18 protein-coding genes are annotated in these 16754 nt (G+C 68.5%); 4 read left to right on the top strand and 14 right to left on the bottom strand.

Annotation, left to right across the window (positions count from 1 at the left end):
- The 4 genes from FB475_RS06970 to FB475_RS06985 all read right to left on the bottom strand — a co-directional run bounded on the left by FB475_RS06970 (nt 1) and on the right by FB475_RS06985 (nt 4469).
- A complete protein-coding gene (locus FB475_RS06970; RefSeq protein ID WP_141853614.1) occupies nt 1–603 on the bottom strand; it encodes an anti-sigma factor family protein in 603 nt (200 codons plus the stop codon).
- The gene (sigE, locus tag FB475_RS06975; protein WP_141853616.1) at nt 600–1253 is read right to left on the bottom strand and encodes an RNA polymerase sigma factor SigE; all 654 of its coding nucleotides are present in this window, start codon (nt 1251–1253) and stop codon (nt 600–602) included. The genes FB475_RS06970 and sigE overlap by 4 nt, the downstream gene beginning before the upstream one ends.
- Before the next feature lie 150 nt (nt 1254–1403).
- Entirely contained in the window at nt 1404–1625 is a 222-nt protein-coding gene (locus FB475_RS06980; protein WP_141853618.1) for a biotin/lipoyl-binding carrier protein, read from the bottom strand.
- An 81-nt stretch (nt 1626–1706) separates the two neighbouring features.
- Entirely contained in the window at nt 1707–4469 is a 2763-nt protein-coding gene (locus tag FB475_RS06985) for a sugar-binding protein (protein WP_141853620.1), read from the bottom strand.
- A gap of 125 nt (nt 4470–4594) precedes the next feature.
- On the opposite strand from FB475_RS06985, the gene FB475_RS06990 reads away from it, so the two are divergent.
- Nucleotides 4595–5593, top strand: a complete 999-nt coding sequence (locus tag FB475_RS06990; protein WP_141853622.1) for a LacI family DNA-binding transcriptional regulator — start codon at nt 4595–4597, stop codon at nt 5591–5593.
- Here FB475_RS06990 and FB475_RS06995 read toward each other — a convergent pair.
- The 5 genes from FB475_RS06995 to FB475_RS07015 all read right to left on the bottom strand — a co-directional run bounded on the left by FB475_RS06995 (nt 5566) and on the right by FB475_RS07015 (nt 10279).
- Nucleotides 5566–6429 carry an NAD-dependent epimerase/dehydratase family protein gene (locus tag FB475_RS06995; RefSeq protein ID WP_202878273.1) on the bottom strand — a complete coding sequence of 288 codons (864 nt, stop codon included), beginning with the start codon at nt 6427–6429 and terminating at the stop codon, nt 5566–5568. The two genes, FB475_RS06990 and FB475_RS06995, sit on opposite strands and share 28 nt — an antisense overlap.
- Nucleotides 6426–7310 (bottom strand): carbohydrate ABC transporter permease, encoded by an 885-nt coding sequence (locus FB475_RS07000; protein ID WP_141853624.1) that lies wholly within the window; start codon nt 7308–7310, stop codon nt 6426–6428. Before FB475_RS07000 ends, FB475_RS06995 begins: the two co-directional genes overlap by 4 nt.
- Nucleotides 7307–8149: a carbohydrate ABC transporter permease gene (locus tag FB475_RS07005; protein WP_238332004.1), complete on the bottom strand. Its 843-nt coding sequence runs from the start codon at nt 8147–8149 to the stop codon at nt 7307–7309. Before FB475_RS07005 ends, FB475_RS07000 begins: the two co-directional genes overlap by 4 nt.
- A gap of 34 nt (nt 8150–8183) precedes the next feature.
- Nucleotides 8184–9557, bottom strand: coding sequence for an extracellular solute-binding protein (locus tag FB475_RS07010; protein WP_141853626.1), 1374 nt, complete (start codon nt 9555–9557; stop codon nt 8184–8186).
- Nucleotides 9558–9748: 191 nt separating this feature from the next.
- Complete coding sequence (locus tag FB475_RS07015) at nt 9749–10279, bottom strand: CGNR zinc finger domain-containing protein (RefSeq protein WP_141853628.1); 531 nt, start codon at nt 10277–10279, stop codon at nt 9749–9751.
- A 70-nt stretch (nt 10280–10349) separates the two neighbouring features.
- Between FB475_RS07015 and FB475_RS07020 the strand changes: the two genes are divergently transcribed.
- A complete protein-coding gene (locus FB475_RS07020; RefSeq protein WP_141853630.1) occupies nt 10350–11537 on the top strand; it encodes an MFS transporter in 1188 nt (395 codons plus the stop codon).
- A 3-nt stretch (nt 11538–11540) separates the two neighbouring features.
- On the opposite strand, the gene FB475_RS07025 is transcribed toward FB475_RS07020, so the two are convergent.
- The gene (locus tag FB475_RS07025; protein ID WP_141853632.1) at nt 11541–12431 is read right to left on the bottom strand and encodes an SIS domain-containing protein; all 891 of its coding nucleotides are present in this window, start codon (nt 12429–12431) and stop codon (nt 11541–11543) included.
- Between the two features lie 101 nt (nt 12432–12532).
- Here FB475_RS07025 and FB475_RS07030 point away from each other — a divergent pair, with 101 nt between their 5' ends.
- Together FB475_RS07030 and FB475_RS07035 are read left to right on the top strand one after the other, a co-directional pair.
- Complete coding sequence (locus FB475_RS07030) at nt 12533–13315, top strand: DeoR/GlpR family DNA-binding transcription regulator (RefSeq protein WP_134108530.1); 783 nt, start codon at nt 12533–12535, stop codon at nt 13313–13315.
- A gap of 149 nt (nt 13316–13464) precedes the next feature.
- Nucleotides 13465–14154 (top strand): O-methyltransferase, encoded by a 690-nt coding sequence (locus FB475_RS07035; RefSeq protein ID WP_141853634.1) that lies wholly within the window; start codon nt 13465–13467, stop codon nt 14152–14154.
- A 53-nt stretch (nt 14155–14207) separates the two neighbouring features.
- On the opposite strand, the gene FB475_RS07040 is transcribed toward FB475_RS07035, so the two are convergent.
- The 4 genes from FB475_RS07040 to FB475_RS07055 all read right to left on the bottom strand — a co-directional run bounded on the left by FB475_RS07040 (nt 14208) and on the right by FB475_RS07055 (nt 16754).
- The gene (locus FB475_RS07040; protein ID WP_141853636.1) at nt 14208–14435 is read right to left on the bottom strand and encodes a hypothetical protein; all 228 of its coding nucleotides are present in this window, start codon (nt 14433–14435) and stop codon (nt 14208–14210) included.
- 92 nt (nt 14436–14527) lie between these two features.
- Nucleotides 14528–15250 (bottom strand): alpha/beta hydrolase family protein, encoded by a 723-nt coding sequence (locus FB475_RS07045; protein WP_141853638.1) that lies wholly within the window; start codon nt 15248–15250, stop codon nt 14528–14530.
- On the bottom strand, nt 15247–16242 hold the full coding sequence (locus FB475_RS07050; protein ID WP_141853640.1) for an amidohydrolase family protein: 996 nt from the start codon (nt 16240–16242) through the stop codon (nt 15247–15249). The genes FB475_RS07045 and FB475_RS07050 overlap by 4 nt, the downstream gene beginning before the upstream one ends.
- A complete protein-coding gene (locus FB475_RS07055) occupies nt 16239–16754 on the bottom strand; it encodes a 3-hydroxyanthranilate 3,4-dioxygenase (RefSeq protein WP_141853642.1) in 516 nt (171 codons plus the stop codon). Before FB475_RS07055 ends, FB475_RS07050 begins: the two co-directional genes overlap by 4 nt.

Here is a 16754-nt window from a genome sequence, read left to right on the forward strand (position 1 = left end):
TCAGCGTCCTGTCAGGGCCACCGGCCGCAGCGACGAGCCCAGTCCGGCATAGCCCGTCGGACTGTAGGAGCTCATCAGTGCGACCGGGTCCGCGAACGGCGCTCCGCCGCTGGTGGTCGCGTGGTCGGACGAGAAGCTCGCCACCGGCGGCTGCAGCGTCGGCGGCTGCTCCGAGCGGGCCGGGTCGCCGACGACGAACGCCGTACCGAGCAGGGAGGCAACGGCAGCGGCCGAGCCGGCCGCACCGAGCACACCGCTGCGGCGGCGGGAGCGCGAGCGGGCGGTCCCCGGCCGGGTGCCACCTGTCCGGCCGGCCGGGAACGCGGACCGCTGCGGGAACAGGCCGACCGCCGGTGTGAGCACCGGGCGGACCTCCTCCCGCGGCTCGGTCGAGAACGACGAGACGCCCATCAGGCGCTGCATCAGGTCGGTGGAGGCCTCCGGCGACTCCAGGGCCGCCATCCGGGCCTTCAGCCGGCGCTGCGCGTCCACCTCGGTCCGGCAAGTGTCACACCCGACCAGGTGGCTCAGCACCTTGTCGCGGGAGTCGTGGTCGAGCGCACCGTCGACGACCGCGCTCAACTTGTCCAGCGGGTGCGTCATGCGAGGTCACCCCCGTCGGCGAACAGGCCGCCGTCGGTCGGCGGTCCGCCGACGCGGGTCTGGCCGGACCGCGGGGCCCGGTGCTCGAGGTGCTTGCGCAGCATCGACCGGCCGCGGTGGATCCGGCTCCGGACAGTGCCCAGCTTGACGTCCAGCACGTCCGCGATCTCGTCGTAGGTCATGCCCTCGATGTCGCACAGCACGACGGCGGCGCGGAAGTCCTCAGGCAGCGCGTCGAGCGCGTCCTGCACGTCGTGGTCGAACAGGTCGGAGTCCAGCTTCTCGGCCGGGCCCTCGCCCTTGGCCGGCAGCCGGTCGTGGGCGTCCTCGGGCAGGCCGTCGAAGCGGATCCGCTGCTTGCGGCGGGCGCCGTCGAGGAACAGGTTCGTGGTGATCCGGTACAGCCAGCCCTCGAAGGTGCCCGGCGTGTACGACGACAGCGAGCGGAAGACCCGGACGAACACCTCCTGGGTGAGGTCCTCGGCGTCGTGCTTGTTACCGGTCAGGCGGTACGCCAGCCGGTAGACGCGGGCGGAGTGCGTACGCACGATCTCGTCCCACGACGGCAGCACCTCCGGCACCACTGGCACCGTCGACGGCTTCACCGCGACGCCTCCCTGAGTCCTCTCGGCAATGAGCGTGAAGGCCATGGTGCCGCGGTCACCGTCCTCTGCGCACGTCGGGAAAACCCGGGCCGGACCCTGGTTTGTTCGTACGACGGCTCAACGTGACACCCCGGGCGGAAGTTCCCGCCCGGTGCCTTCACCGGTAAAGACGCTCCTGAGGGCATTTCGGTTGAATCAGATCTCCTCGATCACCGCGATCGGATCCCCGTCGCGGACGACCTCGCCCTCGACCACCTTCAGGTCGGTGACGGTGCCGGCCACCTCGGCCAGCACCGGGATCTCCATCTTCATCGACTCCAGGATGACCAGTGTGTCGGCCGGTCCCACCGTGTCACCGGGCTTGGCCGTGACCTTCAGCACGTTCGCCACCAGCTCGGCCAGCACGGTGTGAGTCATGCCGTCGATCCTAGGCGGCGGGGGTCGGTCCGGCGTAGGTGCCCCTCGGGCAGCGTTCCAGGGCACCTACGCCGAGTCCGGTTATCCGATCGCGGCCGGGGCGAGCCGGATCGCGTTGAACAGGGCCGGGTTCTTCGTCTCCGCGACGCCCTTGCCCCAGGTCAGCCAGCCGCGCCGGCCGGTGCCGTCGTTCTCGTTCACCACCACGGTCGCCGACAACAGCCGGTCCTTGGCCGCGAAGCCGAGCGTGCTCCACGGCACCGCGATCTCGTACGTCGTGGTCTTCGCGGTCTCGTTCCGGACCACCTTGGCCTGGACACCGGGCGGCGTACCGGTCTGGCTGGTCGGGGTCCACCGCCAGGTGTCGACCGGACCGGCGTCGGTCAGCGCCACGCCGATCTCCTGGGTCGTGGTGGCCTCGCCGGGTGCACCGGCCGTCATCCCGAGCTGGATCCCGTCGCCGGCCCAGATGTTGCCACCCCGGTTCGTCTGCGAGAACACGTCGTCGGTGATCTGCGCGGACAGGTACAGGTTCTGGTCGTCGTGTGTCAGCCACAGCTTCCCGGACAGGTCAGCGGGCCCACCCCACCCGGTCACCGGCGGAGTCCCGGTACCTTCCAACGCAATGGCCGGCTGTGCAGCAACCATCGGATCGACAACTCCGTCCAGCACCACGGTGTGCCGCCCAGCAACGGTCGGCGAGGTCACGGGGTTCAACTTGCCGGAAGCCCGGATCTCAGCCTCGCCCACGCGGCGCAGACTGGCGGACCAGGTTCCAGGACCTGTCAGGGCTATCGGCACGTCCGCCTCCACCGTGGCATTCGCTCCCACCGTGGACCCAGTCAGCACCGTGCCGGACGCCGTACCGACCGCCCAGTCCAACCCAGCCACCGCAAGATCATGAGACGAAGCATTGGTGACCCGGAACCGCAGCAGATCCTTCCCACTACCGTTCACCACGTGCGAGCCAGTCACGGACAGAGGTGGCGTCGCAGTACCGGACGTCGAGACCAACCCGACAGCCTGGCCGTCAACGCTCACTTGTGCTGTGTACTTGCGAGGCCCGGTCGAGTCCTGCGCCGGGTAGCTGACAGCAGCCGTGGCAGTGGCGCCGGCAGCAGCCGTCCCGCTCGTCTCAGCACCACCGGCGGACACCGTGAACGAGTGCGCCACCGCATCCGGGTTGCTGAACGTCAGCGTGCCGGTAGCCGGATCCCCCGCGATCTCAGGCGCCACCGACAACGCGAACCGGTTGGACGGCGCCACACCGGTGATCGCACCGCGTGCGTAGAACGGATCCGGTCCGGCGCTCACCCACACGTGTCCACCGGCGTCTGCGGTCAGCGTGGTCATTTCGCCGTACAAGCTGGTGATCTGCACCTGTGAGCCCGCCGGAGCCGCAACGTTCACCAGCCCAGGTGTCGTGGACCACACGGCGTGGACACTCTGCCCAGCGCCCGCGTTGAACGCCACGTCGTACCCGTTCGTGCCGAAGCGGGTCTGGCCGATCAGCGGGAGCTCGTCGATCTGACGGGCCAGTACGGCAGTGGCGACGTACGACGGCTTCGGTACCAGCGCACCCCGCGCGTCGAGCTGGTTGCGCACCAGGCCGAACCGGTGCTCGACGTTCGACGGGTCGTTGCCCGAGTCCATGAAGTTGTACGAGCTGTACCGCGCCACACCGTTGCCGTAGGCCAGCAGGTTGCCGCGGACAAGGTCACGCGCCTGGGCAGGCTCCGAGACCGCACTGGGGTTCGTACCGGTCGCCCAGCCCTGTTCGCTGATGTAGATCGGCTTGGTGGAGCCATGCGCCGCCATGATGCTGCGGATCGTGTTGACGTACGTGACGGACGCCTCCGGGTCCAGCGGCTGCACGTACGGGTGGATGGTCACCGCGTCCACGTAGTCGAGCCCGCCGAGGTCCGCGAACTTCGTGAACCAGCCCTGCCAGTCGTTGATGACCGCCAGCGCGGGACCTGTCAGCTTCACGTCCGGGTGCTTCGCGCGTACCGCGGCGCTCACCATCTTGAGCAGCGCCACGTAGTTCTCCGGGCTGGCCTTGGCGGCGCCGTTCGGGTCGCGCAGGTTCCACTCGTTCCAGAGCTCGTACGTCGTGTGCTCCGTGCCCCACTGATCGACCGCGGCAACGGCGTACCGCGTGAAGGCGGCCCGCTGTTCGTCCGTCGACGGCGCCTCGTCCGGGTAGTACAGGCTGTTCCCGTAGTCGAGGATGTTCAGGAAGTCGACGTTGTTGGCGTCCAGGGCGGCCTTGTAGTCCTTGTAGCGCTGCGGGAACTCGATGACGCCCTTGGTGGTCTCCGCCGCCGACCAGAACGCCTCGTCACGATCCGTGGAGATGCCTCCGGCGGCCATCAACGGCACGGCTTCCAGGCCGGGGTTGGCAGCACCGCCGAACGCCAGCGCTCCGGCGACGCCGATGCGGGTGTCGGTGGAGGTCGAGAAGTCGTGCGGCGTCAGTACGGCGAAGTCCGTACCGCCGAACGTCGTCGTACCGTCTGCGGCGACCGCGGACAGGTCGGTCTGGTACCAGCCGGGCGCGCTGATCGACAACGGGAGCTGGCCGTTGAGCGAGGCGGCGGACGCGGAGCCCTTGGCGACCTCGGTGCCGGCGGCGTCCCGGACCGTCCAGTTGACGGTGGCCGCGTCGGTGCTGAAGCCCAGCTTCACCTGCTGCCCGACGGTGAAGGTGTTGCCGACCACGGTCGGCGTGATGGTCAAAGTAGGCGCCGCGGTGGTCGCGGCGCGGGCGGGTGTCTGCAGTACGGCGGCCAGCAGCAGGCCGGCCGTGAGAAGACTGACTGCGCCGGAGCGGCGACGGGTCATGGAGTGCTCCTCCCAGGGGAAGATCTTAGTGCGAGATCTCAGGCGAGCGAAAGCGGTTTCGCAAATCACACCTTGAGGCCCGGCGCGCCCGCTGTCAACGGTTCACACCTGACTACGATGGGGAAATGGCCGACCAGGTGATCACGCTGTCCGACGTCGCCGCCGCGGCCGGGGTCTCGCTGTCGACGGCGTCCAAGGCGCTGAACGGCACCGACCGGATCTCCGAGGCGACGCGGGAACACGTCCGGGTCACCGCGGACCGGCTGGGCTTCCGTCACAACGCGCTGGCACGGTCGTTCGCACGCGGCCGCAGCCAGACCATCGGAGTGCTCACCCACCGCGCGTCGAACCCGTTCACCCGCGTGGTGCTGGCCACCGTCGCGACCGAGCTCGGCGCCAAGGAACAGGCCGTCCTGCTGTACGACGCCCGCATGGACGAGCAGCACCACGTGGACGAGAGCATCCTGCAGCTGCGGGCCCGCCGGATCGACGGCGTGATCGTGATCGGCACCAGTACGTCGTTCCGCACGCCGTCGCTGACCAGCCGGTTCGACGTCCCGGTGATCAACGCGTTCACGGTCCCCGCGGATCCGCAGGACACCACGATCACCGCCGACGACTTCGCGATCGGGCGGCTCGCGATCAGCCATCTGCTGGCCGGCGGCCGGCGCCGGATCGCGCACCTGACCGCGGAGCCGCACGACATGGCCGCGCAACGCCGGGCCGAAGGCGCCGGTCAGCTGCTGGCCGAGGCGGGACTCGAGTGGGCGGCGCCGGTCCGGTTCGGGCGCTGGCGCGAGGAGTGGGGCGAGCAGGCGGCGACCGAGCTGCTGGCCGAGGTGCCCGACCTGGACGCGATCTTCTGCGGCAGCGACGCGATCGGCCGCGGTGTCGAGCGGGTCGTCCGCGCCTCCGGCCGGCAGGTGCCCGGCGATGTCGCGCTGATCGGCGTCGACAACTGGGAGAGCCTGATGCACGACCAGCGCGGCACCCGGCACCTGACCACGATCGACGTCGGCCTGGAGGAGATCGGCCGCCGGGTCGCCAACCGGCTGCTGGAGGGCGACCTCGAACCCGGCGTCGAGTACGTCGAACCTCAGGTCGTCATCGCCGACACCGCCTGATCGTGGATCGAGTACAGCGGCCGGAAGCCCAGTAGTTCCTGGGCGCGTGTGGTGTCCACCAGTGAGGCACGGCCTTCCACAGGCCGCCGTAGCGGAACCGTGGGCGCGTACTCGCGCAGCAGTTCGTCCGTCTTCCGGTCGATCAGGATGTCGTCGGCCGCGAGCCCTACGACGTGCGCTCCGGGCGTCGTCGACTCCAGCGCGGCGATGATCGCCCGTACGCCGTCGCGAAGATCCAGATACGCCCAGCCTTCCCGCGCCATCGTCGCTGGATCGTTCTCTGCTCTCGCCGCGAACCGGAGCAGCTCCTCACGAGTCTTGACCAGTGGGAAGCGCAGTGCGATCACATCGGTTCCCCAGCGCCGCCAGGCCATCCGTGCGCTCTGCTCGTCGACGCTTTTGGACAAGGAGTACGGGTCGGCGATGTCCGCCTCCACCTCCTCGTCCAGTGGGTAGTACGCCGGTTCCACGGCGTTCACGTTCATCGGTACGCCGAACGCGTTGATACTGCTCGCGATCACGGCCCGTCGTACGCCGAGCTGTCCTGCCTGTGCGAGCACGTTGAACGTCGCGGCGACGTTGTTCTCGAAGACCTCCTCCGGCGTACCGAGACTGGGATGCGGGATGGCCGCCAGGTGCAGGACTGCGTCCACACCGTCCAGGGCGGCGGTCACGTCGGCGGCTGAGCGCGCATCGCCGACCACCGCGCGGTCCGCCGTACTGGCGTGGTCGTAGCGCAGCGACAGACCGGTGACGCCGTACCCGGCTGCTCGCAGAACGCTGACCGCGGCCCGGCCGATCGAGCCGTCCGCGCCGGTGACCAGGACACGTTTCACGCCTTGATTCCCCCAGACAGGCCCACGCCACGCAGAAATGCTCGCTGGAAGACCAGGAACAGCAGGACCGGGATCAGCAGTGCCAGGAACAGGCCGGCCAACTGGATGTTGAGCTCCGTCACCTTGGCGATCTTGGGCAACGCCACCGAGACCGGCTGCAGATCCGGATTCGTCAGCACCAGCAGAGGCCACAGGTAGTCCTTCCAGGAGGAGATGATGCTGAGCAGCACGACCACACCGAGGATCGGCCGCGACAGCGGGAGCACGAGCGAGGTGAACACCCGGATCGACCCGGCGCCGTCGATCCGCGCCGCTTCGAAGTACTCACGAGGGATGCCGTCGAAGAACCGCTTCACGATCAGCACGTTGAACGCGCTGGCCGCGGGTGGCAGCCAGACCGCCCAGAACGTGTTGGTCAGGTTGGCGTGCACCAGCGGGAGCTTCAGTACGGTCAGGTAGAGCGGGACGAGCGAGACGATGTGCGGTACGAACAGCGTCGCGAGGATGAGTGCGGACAGCACGGAGCCCCAGCGTGGCCGGAGGACGCTGAGCGTGTACCCGGCCGTCGTACAGACGATCAGCGACACGATCGCCGTACCTGCTGCGATGTACGCGGTGTTGCCGAGGTAGTAGCCGATGTGACCCTGCTGCCACGCGGTGGCGAGGTTCTGCCACTGCACCTGCCCGGAGGGGAACCAGCCCAGTGGCGAGCGGATGCTGTCCTGCGTCGGCGAGATCGCCGCCTTGAACAACCACAGCATCGGACCCAGACCCGCGATCAGCAGACCGATCAGGACGAGGACCTGTCCGATGACGAACGGCACACGTACCCGTGGCAGCTTCCGGTCCGCGTCCGACAGCGCACCGCGTTCCTGACTCATTCGGTACTCCAACCACGAGTCGCCAACTGGAAGACCGCGGACAGCACGGCGAGTGCTATCGCCAGGAGGACGCTCAGCGCGGTCGCGGCGCCGTAGTCCCCGTTGACGAAGGCGTAGTTGTAGATGAGCAGGAGGATGGTCATCGTCGAGTTCTGTGGCCCGCCGCCGGTGAACAGCAGCGGCTCCGTGAAGAGCTGCATCGTGCCGATCACCTGCAGGAGCAGCATCAGCAGCAGCACGCCGCGCAGATGCGGAAGCATGACGTGCCACACCCGCCGTACGACGCCCGCGCCGTCAAGCTCTGCCGCCTCGTACAGATCCGCGCGGACGGACGTCAGTGCGGCCAGGTAGATGATCACCGCGTTGCCCGCGCCGGCCCAGGTCGCTTCCAGCACGATCGACGGCATCGCGGACGACGGGCTGTCCAGCCACGGGTACGGTCCGAGTCCGACGGTGCCGAGGATCGTGTTGAACATGCCGCTGGGCGACGGGTCGTAGAAGAACCGCCACAGCAGGATGGCGACCACGGGCGGTGTGATGACCGGCAGGTACGCCAGCGTGGTGTACAGCCAGGACCTACCACGCAGCTCGGACAGGAACATTGCCAGCAGCACCGGTACCGGGAAGCCGAACAGCAGGGCCAGCAGCGTGAACCAGAGCGTGTTCAGCGCGGCCTGACCGACACCGGGATCGGTCAGCACGTAGTGGAAGTTGTCCAGCCCGACCCACTTGACCGGATCGACCAGGTTGGTCTGCTGCACGCTCATCACGAGGCCCTTGACGATCGGGCCCCACGAGAACACCAGGAAGACCAGGAGCACCGGCAGTGCGAACAGCACTGCCGGTACCCCGTTGCGTAGCCGGCGGAGCAACTCAGCGTCCGAGCTTGGCGTTCACGGTGCCGACAGCCTTGGTCAGCAGCGACCCGACGTCGGCCTTCTCGTTGCCCAGCACGGTCTGCACCACCGGGTCCAGAGCGGCGTACACCTCCTGAGCCTTCACCGGCGGCTCGGCGATGATCTTCTGGTCGGCGGCGACCTTGGTGTACGGCGCGAAGTTCTCCAGCGGCACGTTGACGTACGGCTTGATCCAGCCCTGGTACGTCGACCACTGCTCCGCCGAGATCACCGGCAGGCCCGGCGTACCGACCGGAAGCTTCGCCGCCACACCGGCCTTGGCGCTCGTCACCGCAGCGTCCTGGTTCACGTACTTGTTCAGGTAGTTGAACTTGATCCATTTGACCGCGGCCACCTTCTCGGCGTCGGTCGCGTTCGGGCTGACGATCTGGACGCTGCCACCGCTGAGCGTGCCGTGGTCACCGCCCTGCTGCGGCATCGGGCCGATCCCGAACGCCGAGGACGGCAGGCCGTTCTGCTGCACGAGCGTGCGGTAGGTGTCCGGCGCGGCCATGAACATCCCGACCTTGCCCGCCGCGAACACCTTGGAGATCCCGTTGATGTCGTAGAGCACGGCCTGGCCCATGGACTTGTCGGTCCACTTCATGTCGTGCAGCAACTGCAGCGCGGCCTTGGACGGTGCGTCGTCGAACGTCGCCTTGCTGCCGTCCTCGTTCTCGATCGAGCCACCGAACGCGTAGGTCTGCGCGGTGAACATCCAGCCGCCGGTGTTGTTCGTGGTCATCTGCGCGTAGCCGGCCTGGCCGGTCTTCTGGGTGATCTGCTTCGCGTCGGCGCGCAGCTCGTCCCAGGTCGCCGGCGGCTTGTCCGGGTCCAGACCGGCCTTCTTGAACAGATCGCGGTTGTAGACCAGCCCGAGCGAGTATGCCGCGGTCGGCACCGCGAACACGTTGCAGGACTTGTCCTGGGCGATCTTCAGGACGTTCGGGTTGAACTTGTCCAGTAGGCCCTGGTCCTTGAGCACCTGGGTCAGGTCCGCGACCTGCTTGCGGGCGATCATGCCCTGCGGCTCGGTGAACGGCACGTTCAGTACGTCGGGCAGTTGGCCGCCGGCCGCCTGCGCCTGGAAAGTGGTCGCGTCCCAGATGGTCTCGACCGGGTTCAGCTTGATGTCCGGGTTGGCCTTCTGGAAGTCGGCCACCCGCTTGTCGAAGTTGGCCCGGTTGGCCGGGTCGGAACTGCTCGGACGGTCACCGACCGTGATCGTGACCTGCCCGCCGGGGCCGGCACCGGTCCCCGAACCGCCACCGGACGACGGCGCACTGGAGCAGGCCGCCAGCAGGAACGGTACGGAAAGCCCTGCAGCACAACGGATTGCAAACCTGTTCATCAGAACTCCTCTGCGGGGATGTCGGTCAGCAGGCCGACCGTTTCCGCACCGTAGCGCAAGCGCTTTCGCAACACCAGCCCTCAAGCGAAACCGCTTTCGCAACAATTTGGATTCACCAGCCTCCACCCCTCACCAAGCCCGCAGTCACCCAGCACCAGACGCCGCCACCAGCCCCAAGCAGGGCGGGCCCGTCAGGTTTGGCGGGCGCGGTAGGACGCTACGCGGGTGCGGGTGGCGCAGCGGGGGGTGCAGAAGCGGCGGGGGCGGTTTTCGGCGGGGTTGGCGAATACCCGCTCGCAGTCGACGGCTGCGCAGAGGTGGAGCGCCTCGAAGCCGTGCGCGGCTCCGAACGTCGCCAACCCCAGCGCGGTCGTCGCCGCCAACCAGTCCGCCCACGGCGCACCGGGCCTCGCCACGTGCACATGCCACGGCGTCCCGTCATGGTCCGACAGGTACGGGCGTACGGCGTACCGCTCGAGCATCGCGTTCAACACCCGCGCCGCCCTGGCCGGATCACCCTCGAAGACAGGCCGTAACCACTCGCGGACCATGCGAACCTTCGCCAGATCGTCCTCGTCGACCTCGATCGGCTCCGGCTCGCCATGCTCGAGCAGGAATTCGCGGAGAGCGGCCGGCGACGTCAGCTTCTCGGGCTCGCGGGTACGCGTGTTCACCAGGTCGACGGCCAGCCGGATCAACCGGTCCGGGGACTGAATTTCCACTGGACTCCTCCCGTAACGCGTTTGATACCGTAACGCGTAACAGCGACAACCACGTTACAGGAGGATCGGCGTGCCCAGCTACTACCTCGCGGCAACACTCGCCCGGTTCGCCGACGAGATGGTCGCGTTCACGCTCGTCCTGCTCGTCCTGGACCGCACCGACAGTCCGACCCTCGCCGGACTGACCGGCGCGGCATACGCACTGCCCGCGATCGTCACCGGCCCCCTGCTCGGCGCCTGGCTCGACCGCACACCCCACCGGCGCAGCGCGCTCGCGGTCAATCAGGCGACGCTGGCCGTGGTCATGCTCGTCCTGCTACTCGTCGTCGGACGCGGCTCCGGCTGGATCGCACCGGTCCTCGCCGCGGTAGCGGGCGCGACCCTCCCGATGGTGAGCGGCGGGTTCACAAGCATGCTGCCGAGCCTGTTCAGCCGGCACCGACTAGCACGGGCGAACGCGTTCGAGTCCGTCAGCTTCAGCGCCGCCGCGATCGCGGGTCCCGCAACAGCGGCCACCATCGCCGCAACCGTCTCGGTCGACGCCGCAGTCGTCGTCATCGTCGCGGCGGCAGCGCTCAGCATCTCCGCGATCAGCCGCCTGCCCCAGCTCCCACCGGTCGGCGCCTCCGGCGAACCGATCCTCGCCGCGGTCATCGGCGGCCTTCGCCACTTGGCCCGGACGCCGCCGCTCCGAGCCTCTACAGTCACCACCACGCTGCTGATGGGCTTCACCGGCATGCTGCTGATCGCCCTGCCGCTCCACATGCAGTCCCTGGGCGAGCCGAGATCAGCCGCGGGCTACCTGTGGACAGCGGTGGAGGTCGGCAGCGTCACCACAGCCCTCCTACTCAGCCGCGTCATCAAGTTGCGCCCGGAGTACGTCGTGATGCTGTCGGTCGCGGCGTACGGCCTGCTACTCAGCACGTGGTCGCTCGCGCCGACGTTCGCCGTACTGCTGTCACTAGCAGTCGTCGCAGGCCTGTCGGAAGGGCCTACGCTGCCGGCGATGTTCGCCGCCCGCCAGCAGTACAGCCCACCGGAACTCCAGGGCCGCGTCAGCACCACAGCAGCCAGCCTCCGAGTCGGCGCCTCCGCCCTCGGCCAGGCAGCCGCCGGACTCCTCGTCCCCCTGACCGGAACCCACCTCGCCCTCCTCATCACCGGCCTCGGGCTCGTCCTCGCGGCAGCCCTCGGCGGCCTGTCGAACGTAGGCCGTCCCCATGCAGCGCTTCCACCTGCCGTGCGGCAACAACCTTGAGGGCTACTGCTGATCGTCGAGGATGACGGAGCGGGTGAGGCTGCGGGGCTGGTCCGGGTTGAGGCCGAGGGCGAGGGACTTGGCCACGGCCACGCGCTGGGCGACGACCAGGGAGGCCATCGGGTCCAGGTCGGGGTGGTGGACGATCGTGGCGCCGGTGGCGGCGACGTCGTCGAGCAGGCCCGCCGGCGGCTCGCCGAAGATCCAGACGCCGCGGCCGGGCTGGGCGATCGCGATCGGGCCGTGCCGGTAGTCCATCGCCGGGTACGCCTCGGTCCACGCGGACGCGGCCTCGCGCTGCTTCAGCGCGGCCTCGTGCGCCAGGCCGACGGTCCAGCGAGTACCGACGTACGTGACCTGCTCGAGCTTGGCGAGCTCGTCGACGTCGATGGTCAGCGCGGTCTGAGCGTCCGCGGCGGCCTTCGACAGGTCCTCGCCGAGCGACGCGCGCAGCAGCGCCAGCGTGGTGGTCGCGAACCGGGTCTGGACGACGGACTGCTCGTCGGCGAAGTCCAGCAGGATCGTCTGGTCGGCCAGGTCGAAGATCGGCGACCCGGCGGTCGCGGTGATCGCCACGGTCGGCAGGTCGGTGGCGCGGATCAGGTCGAGTACTTCGGTGGTCGTCCCGGAGCGGCTGATCACGACGATCGCGTCGTACGTCCGGTCCGCCGGGAACTCCGAGCCCGCGAAGGCGTCGGTCTCGCCCTGGCCGAGGTCCTCGCGCAGCGCGGCGTACGCCATCGCCATGAACCACGACGTACCGCAACCGACCGCGGCAACGCGTTGACCGGCCTTGGGAAGTGCACCGCCGTACTGCGCGAAACCCTCCGAGACCTGTCGCCAGAGCTCCGGCTGAGTGGCGATCTCACTGCTCACGAATGGCGTCTGGGTCATGTCGTCTCCGCACTTGTCATGGTCGAAACTGCTCGAACGTGATCGAATGGTGCCAACCAGCCGCCACCCGGCTGACCGATTGTGTGAAGGAGGAGCCCCGGGTGAAGCGTTATGAACGCCTCAACACCTTGCTCGAGTCGCTCGCCGAGAAGGGCGCCATCGACGTCGACGAGCTCGCCGAGCAGTTGCACGTGTCCGCGGCCACGATCAGGCGTGACCTGGACCATCTCGGCAAACAACAGCTCCTCACCCGGACCCGCGGCGGCGCGGTGGCCAACGCGGTGTCGTACGACCTGCCGCTGCGCTACAAGACTGCGCGTTTCGCGTCCGAGAAGCAGCGGATCGCGCAGGCGGCGGCCACGCTGGTCCGCCGCGGCATGGTGATCGGGATGAACGGCGGGACGACGATCTCCGAGGTGGCGCGGACGCTGGCCACCCGGCCGGAGCTGTCCGCGGAGCACGGCGAGCCGGCGTTCACCCTCGTCACGAACGCGCTGAACATCGCCAACGAGCTGATCGTCCGGCCGCACGTGAAGATGGTGCTGACCGGTGGCGTGGCGCGGCCGCAGTCGTACGAGATGATCGGCCCGCTGTCGCACCGGATCCTGTCCGATCTGTCGCTGGACATCGCGTTCATCGGTGTCGACGGGATCGACGAGACCGGCGCCACCGCGCATCACGAGGGCGAGGCGAACATCAACCAGCTGATCGTCAGCCGGGCCGCGAAGGTGGTCGTGGTGGCCGACTCCTCCAAGCTCGGGCAGCGCGCCTTCGCCCGGATCTGCGAGCTGAGCGAGATCGACACGCTCGTCACCGACGCCCAGGCCGACGAGAGCCAGCTGACCGTCTTCAAGGAAGCCGGCATCGACGTCATCCGCGCCTGACCTCACTCCAGCACCTCCCTCGACAGGTGAGCCACGTCTCGATGCGACGATCATATCTGATCAGGGCAAGGCCCTTATGAGCAAGAGTGCGCAGCCTCAGCGCGTGCAGCACGGAAACCGGACCGTGAGCCGCTAGGCTTCTGATCAGCATGGGTACCGCAGCCGCACATCAGCCAGCCGACCACTGGGAGGACGCCATCGCCACCGGCATCGACCCGACGTCCTGGGCGTACGCCGAGGACTACACCGGTGAGGACGAGGTCGTCACCGGTGCGCGGGCGAGCGCCGCGGACAGCGGTGTCGCCCCGATCGGCCCGGGTACGGCCGCCGCGCTGAGCATGCTCGCGGCCGGCGCGGGCGCGAAGGCGGTCGTCGAGATCGGTACCGGTACGGGCGTCTCCGGCCTCGCCCTGCTCCGCGGCATGCGCGCCGACGGGACGCTCACCACGGTCGACATCGACGCGGAGAACCAGCGGCTGGCCCGCAAGACGTTCCTGGACGCCGGTGTCGCGTCGAACCGGTTCCGCCTCATCGCGGGCGCCGGCCTGGACGTCGTCACCCGGCTCACCGACGGTCACTACGACCTGGTCTTCTGCGACGCGGACCGCCGCGAGAACACGGCGTACCTGCACGAGGCCCTCCGCCTGCTCCGCCCCGGCGGCCTGGTCGCCTTCGCCGGCATCCTCGCCGGCGGCAAGGTCGCCGACCCCGCCCACCGCGACCCCGACACCATGGCACTCCGCGACCTGATCCGCGCCGTCCGCGACGACGACAACCTCGTCTCCGCCCTCCTCCCCACCTCCGAAGGCCTACTCACCGCCGCCAAACGCCTGACCTGAAGCTGGAAACGCGCCACCGCAAGCCCGTGGCGCGTTCCCAGGTCCGGTCGGGCTCAGGGGTAGAGGATGTACAGGTCGTAGCCGCCGAGCGGGTTGGGCCGGCACTCGTAGCCCCAGGCCTTCGGGCTGGAGTTGACGATCCCCTGTCCCGCTCCCGCACAGTCCGCCCCAACGGTGTAGGACCCGCGGTACACCGCCGACGTCGTCGTCGCCTGCGCACCCGTCACCGGCACGATCGCCGCAGCGACGCCGAGGGCTCCGACGGCCAGGATCTTTCGCATAGCTGAACTCCCGAGATAGTGGACCAGTCCGCGCCAACGTAACAACGGGAAGGGCCACGCTCGAGCAGACGCTTGAAACGGACGCTTCGGTGCTAGCTGGTCAGGCGGGTCAGTTCGGTGGTTACTTGGTGCCAGGGGTCGGAGTGGGGGTCTATCAGTTCGTAGTGGCCGCAGTGGTCTACGCGGTGGAAGTGGGCTGTGGGGTGGGCGGCGTAGTAGGACTCGGTGAGGGTGATGGGGACGACCGTGTCGTTGACGCCGTGGATGAGGGTTACCGGGGCGATCGAGGCCGGTAGGTGGACGGGGTCGAGGTCGTTGCGTACGCCGGCGCCTATGAAGGCCTGTACGGCGCCCTTGTCCAGGTGCTGCTGGTCTGCCATCAGGAGGTCCGCTACGGGGGCCAGGGCGACCACAGCGCGCAGGCGGACCGGGTTGAGGGTGGCTGCGGCCCACAGGGCCAGCTGGCCGCCTGCAGAGTGGCCCATCAGTACGTAGCCCGCCTGGACGTCCAGGAGGTCCGGTAGCGCCTCCAGCGCCGTACGGACATCACCCGTGGTTATGTCCGGGTTCCCAGGCTCACGGCGGTACTCCAGCGACAGCACGGGCCAACCGAGGTCGGACAGGGCCGCGCCGAGCGAGCGGGCGTGGACGCGGTCGTACTCGGGCCGCCAGAAGCCGCCGTGGATGAACACGATCAGCGGGCGGTAGTCCTTCGCGTGCCAGAAGTCGATCACCTGGTCCGCGTGGTCGCCGTACCGCAGCTCTTGATCGGGCTCGGGCGCCTTGCGCGACAGAACCGACCGGTCCTCACTCATTCCGACCTCCCGAGGTAGCGCAGCGCATTCACGGTCAGGAGCTTGTGTTGCTGTTCCGCGGTCAGGAAGCCGGACTTCCGTACCACCTCCCCGACCGGCCGCTCACCCAGTGGATAGGGATAGTCACTGCCGACCAGTACGCGGTCTTCCCCCAAGGTATCGACAAGTAGCCGCAAAGGCGCTGATTCGAACACCACCGTGTCGACCAGGATCCGGTCCAGGTAGTACGACGGTGGATGCTCGGAGCAACCACGTACGATCTCGCCGCGCCGGTGCCAGGCGTTCTCCAGCCGGCCGAGCCAGAACGCGAAACTCCCGCCTCCGTGCGCGAAACAGATCCGCAGGTCCCGAGGCAGTACGTCGAACGCGCCGCCGAGGATCAGCGCCAGCAGGGACAGGTGCGTCTCGGCAGGCATCCCGGTCAGCCAGCGGGCCATCCAACGATCCAGGCGCGGGCCGCCCGGCATGTCCCACGGGTGCACGAGGACCGGCGTACCGGTCTCCGCGCAATGCTTGAGGAAGGCAACGATCCCGGCGTCGTCGAGGTCCTTGTCGCCGACGTGGTTGCCGATCTCCACGCCGACGTGCCCGGCCGCGCGGGCCCGGTCGAGCTCCGCGCAGGCCAGGTCCGGGTCCTGCAGCGGTACCTGGCAGAACGGCACGAACCGCGGATCACCGACCAGCGTCTGTAGCGTCAGGTCGTTGAAGATCTCGGCCAGCTTGACCGCTTGCTTCGCGGGCCGCTCGTATCCGAAGAACACCGGCGTCGGCGAGACCACCTGCAGATCGATGCCGTCGGCATCCATATCGGTACGGCGGACCGCCGGATCCCAGGCCTGTGGTCCGATCGGGCGGAACTCGTTGGAGCCCACCATGATCATCGCGGCCCGTTCGGAGTCGATCCGCAGCCACGGCCAGCCGTCCCCGCCGCACGCCGCGGCGAGATCCGGCCAGCCGAGCGGGACCAGGTGGGTGTGGACGTCGACGGTCATTTACCCGGGTGCACCGTGCCGCAGTTCGGGCAGGTGCGGGCTTCCTCGCTCTCGTAGAACGCCTTGAACACCGGCGGCAGGTCCGCGACGATGTCGGTCACCTGCAGCTCGACCTCGTGCACGACGGCGTTGCAGTTTGCGCAGTACCAGCGGAACTTCTCCAGCGTGCCCGGTTCGCGTACTCGCTCGATCACCAGGCCGATCGAGTCCGCGTCCCGCTGCGGTGAATGCGGCATGTTGCGCGGCAGCATCCACATTTCGCCCTCGTTGATGTCCACCCGGGCCGGCCCGTCGTCGGTCATCACGTCGACGTGCATGGTGCCCTTGATCTGGTAGAAGAACTCCTCGTACGGGTCCACGTGGAAGTCGGTCCGCTGGTTGGGTCCGCCGACCACCATCGTGATGAAGTCGTCCCCGGTCGGAAACATCTGCTTGTTGCCGACCGGCGGCTTCAGCAGGTGCTTGTTCTCCTCGATCCACTGCGGAAAGTTCGTCGACTCCAGGTTGACCAT

This window comes from Kribbella jejuensis (genome assembly GCF_006715085.1).
Classification (GTDB): Bacteria; Actinomycetota; Actinomycetes; order Propionibacteriales; family Kribbellaceae; genus Kribbella; species Kribbella jejuensis.

What these genes read in the sequence shown, in the direction of transcription:
- FB475_RS07000 (WP_141853624.1), bottom strand. Translation starts at nt 7,310, where the DNA reads ATGAGTCAGGAACGCGGTGCGCTGTCGGACGCGGACCGGAAGCTGCCA.
- FB475_RS07010 (WP_141853626.1), bottom strand. Translation starts at nt 9,557, where the DNA reads ATGAACAGGTTTGCAATCCGTTGTGCTGCAGGGCTTTCCGTACCGTTC.
- FB475_RS07055 (WP_141853642.1), bottom strand. Translation starts at nt 16,754, where the DNA reads ATGGTCAACCTGGAGTCGACGAACTTTCCGCAGTGGATCGAGGAGAAC.
- FB475_RS07040 (WP_141853636.1), bottom strand. Translation starts at nt 14,435, where the DNA reads ATGCGAAAGATCCTGGCCGTCGGAGCCCTCGGCGTCGCTGCGGCGATC.
- FB475_RS07035 (WP_141853634.1), top strand. Translation starts at nt 13,465, where the DNA reads ATGGGTACCGCAGCCGCACATCAGCCAGCCGACCACTGGGAGGACGCC.
- FB475_RS06970 (WP_141853614.1), bottom strand. Translation starts at nt 603, where the DNA reads ATGACGCACCCGCTGGACAAGTTGAGCGCGGTCGTCGACGGTGCGCTC.
- FB475_RS06985 (WP_141853620.1), bottom strand. Translation starts at nt 4,469, where the DNA reads ATGACCCGTCGCCGCTCCGGCGCAGTCAGTCTTCTCACGGCCGGCCTG.
- FB475_RS07045 (WP_141853638.1), bottom strand. Translation starts at nt 15,250, where the DNA reads ATGAGTGAGGACCGGTCGGTTCTGTCGCGCAAGGCGCCCGAGCCCGAT.
- FB475_RS07025 (WP_141853632.1), bottom strand. Translation starts at nt 12,431, where the DNA reads ATGACCCAGACGCCATTCGTGAGCAGTGAGATCGCCACTCAGCCGGAG.
- FB475_RS06990 (WP_141853622.1), top strand. Translation starts at nt 4,595, where the DNA reads ATGGCCGACCAGGTGATCACGCTGTCCGACGTCGCCGCCGCGGCCGGG.
- sigE (WP_141853616.1), bottom strand. Translation starts at nt 1,253, where the DNA reads ATGGCCTTCACGCTCATTGCCGAGAGGACTCAGGGAGGCGTCGCGGTG.
- FB475_RS07050 (WP_141853640.1), bottom strand. Translation starts at nt 16,242, where the DNA reads ATGACCGTCGACGTCCACACCCACCTGGTCCCGCTCGGCTGGCCGGAT.
- FB475_RS06980 (WP_141853618.1), bottom strand. Translation starts at nt 1,625, where the DNA reads ATGACTCACACCGTGCTGGCCGAGCTGGTGGCGAACGTGCTGAAGGTC.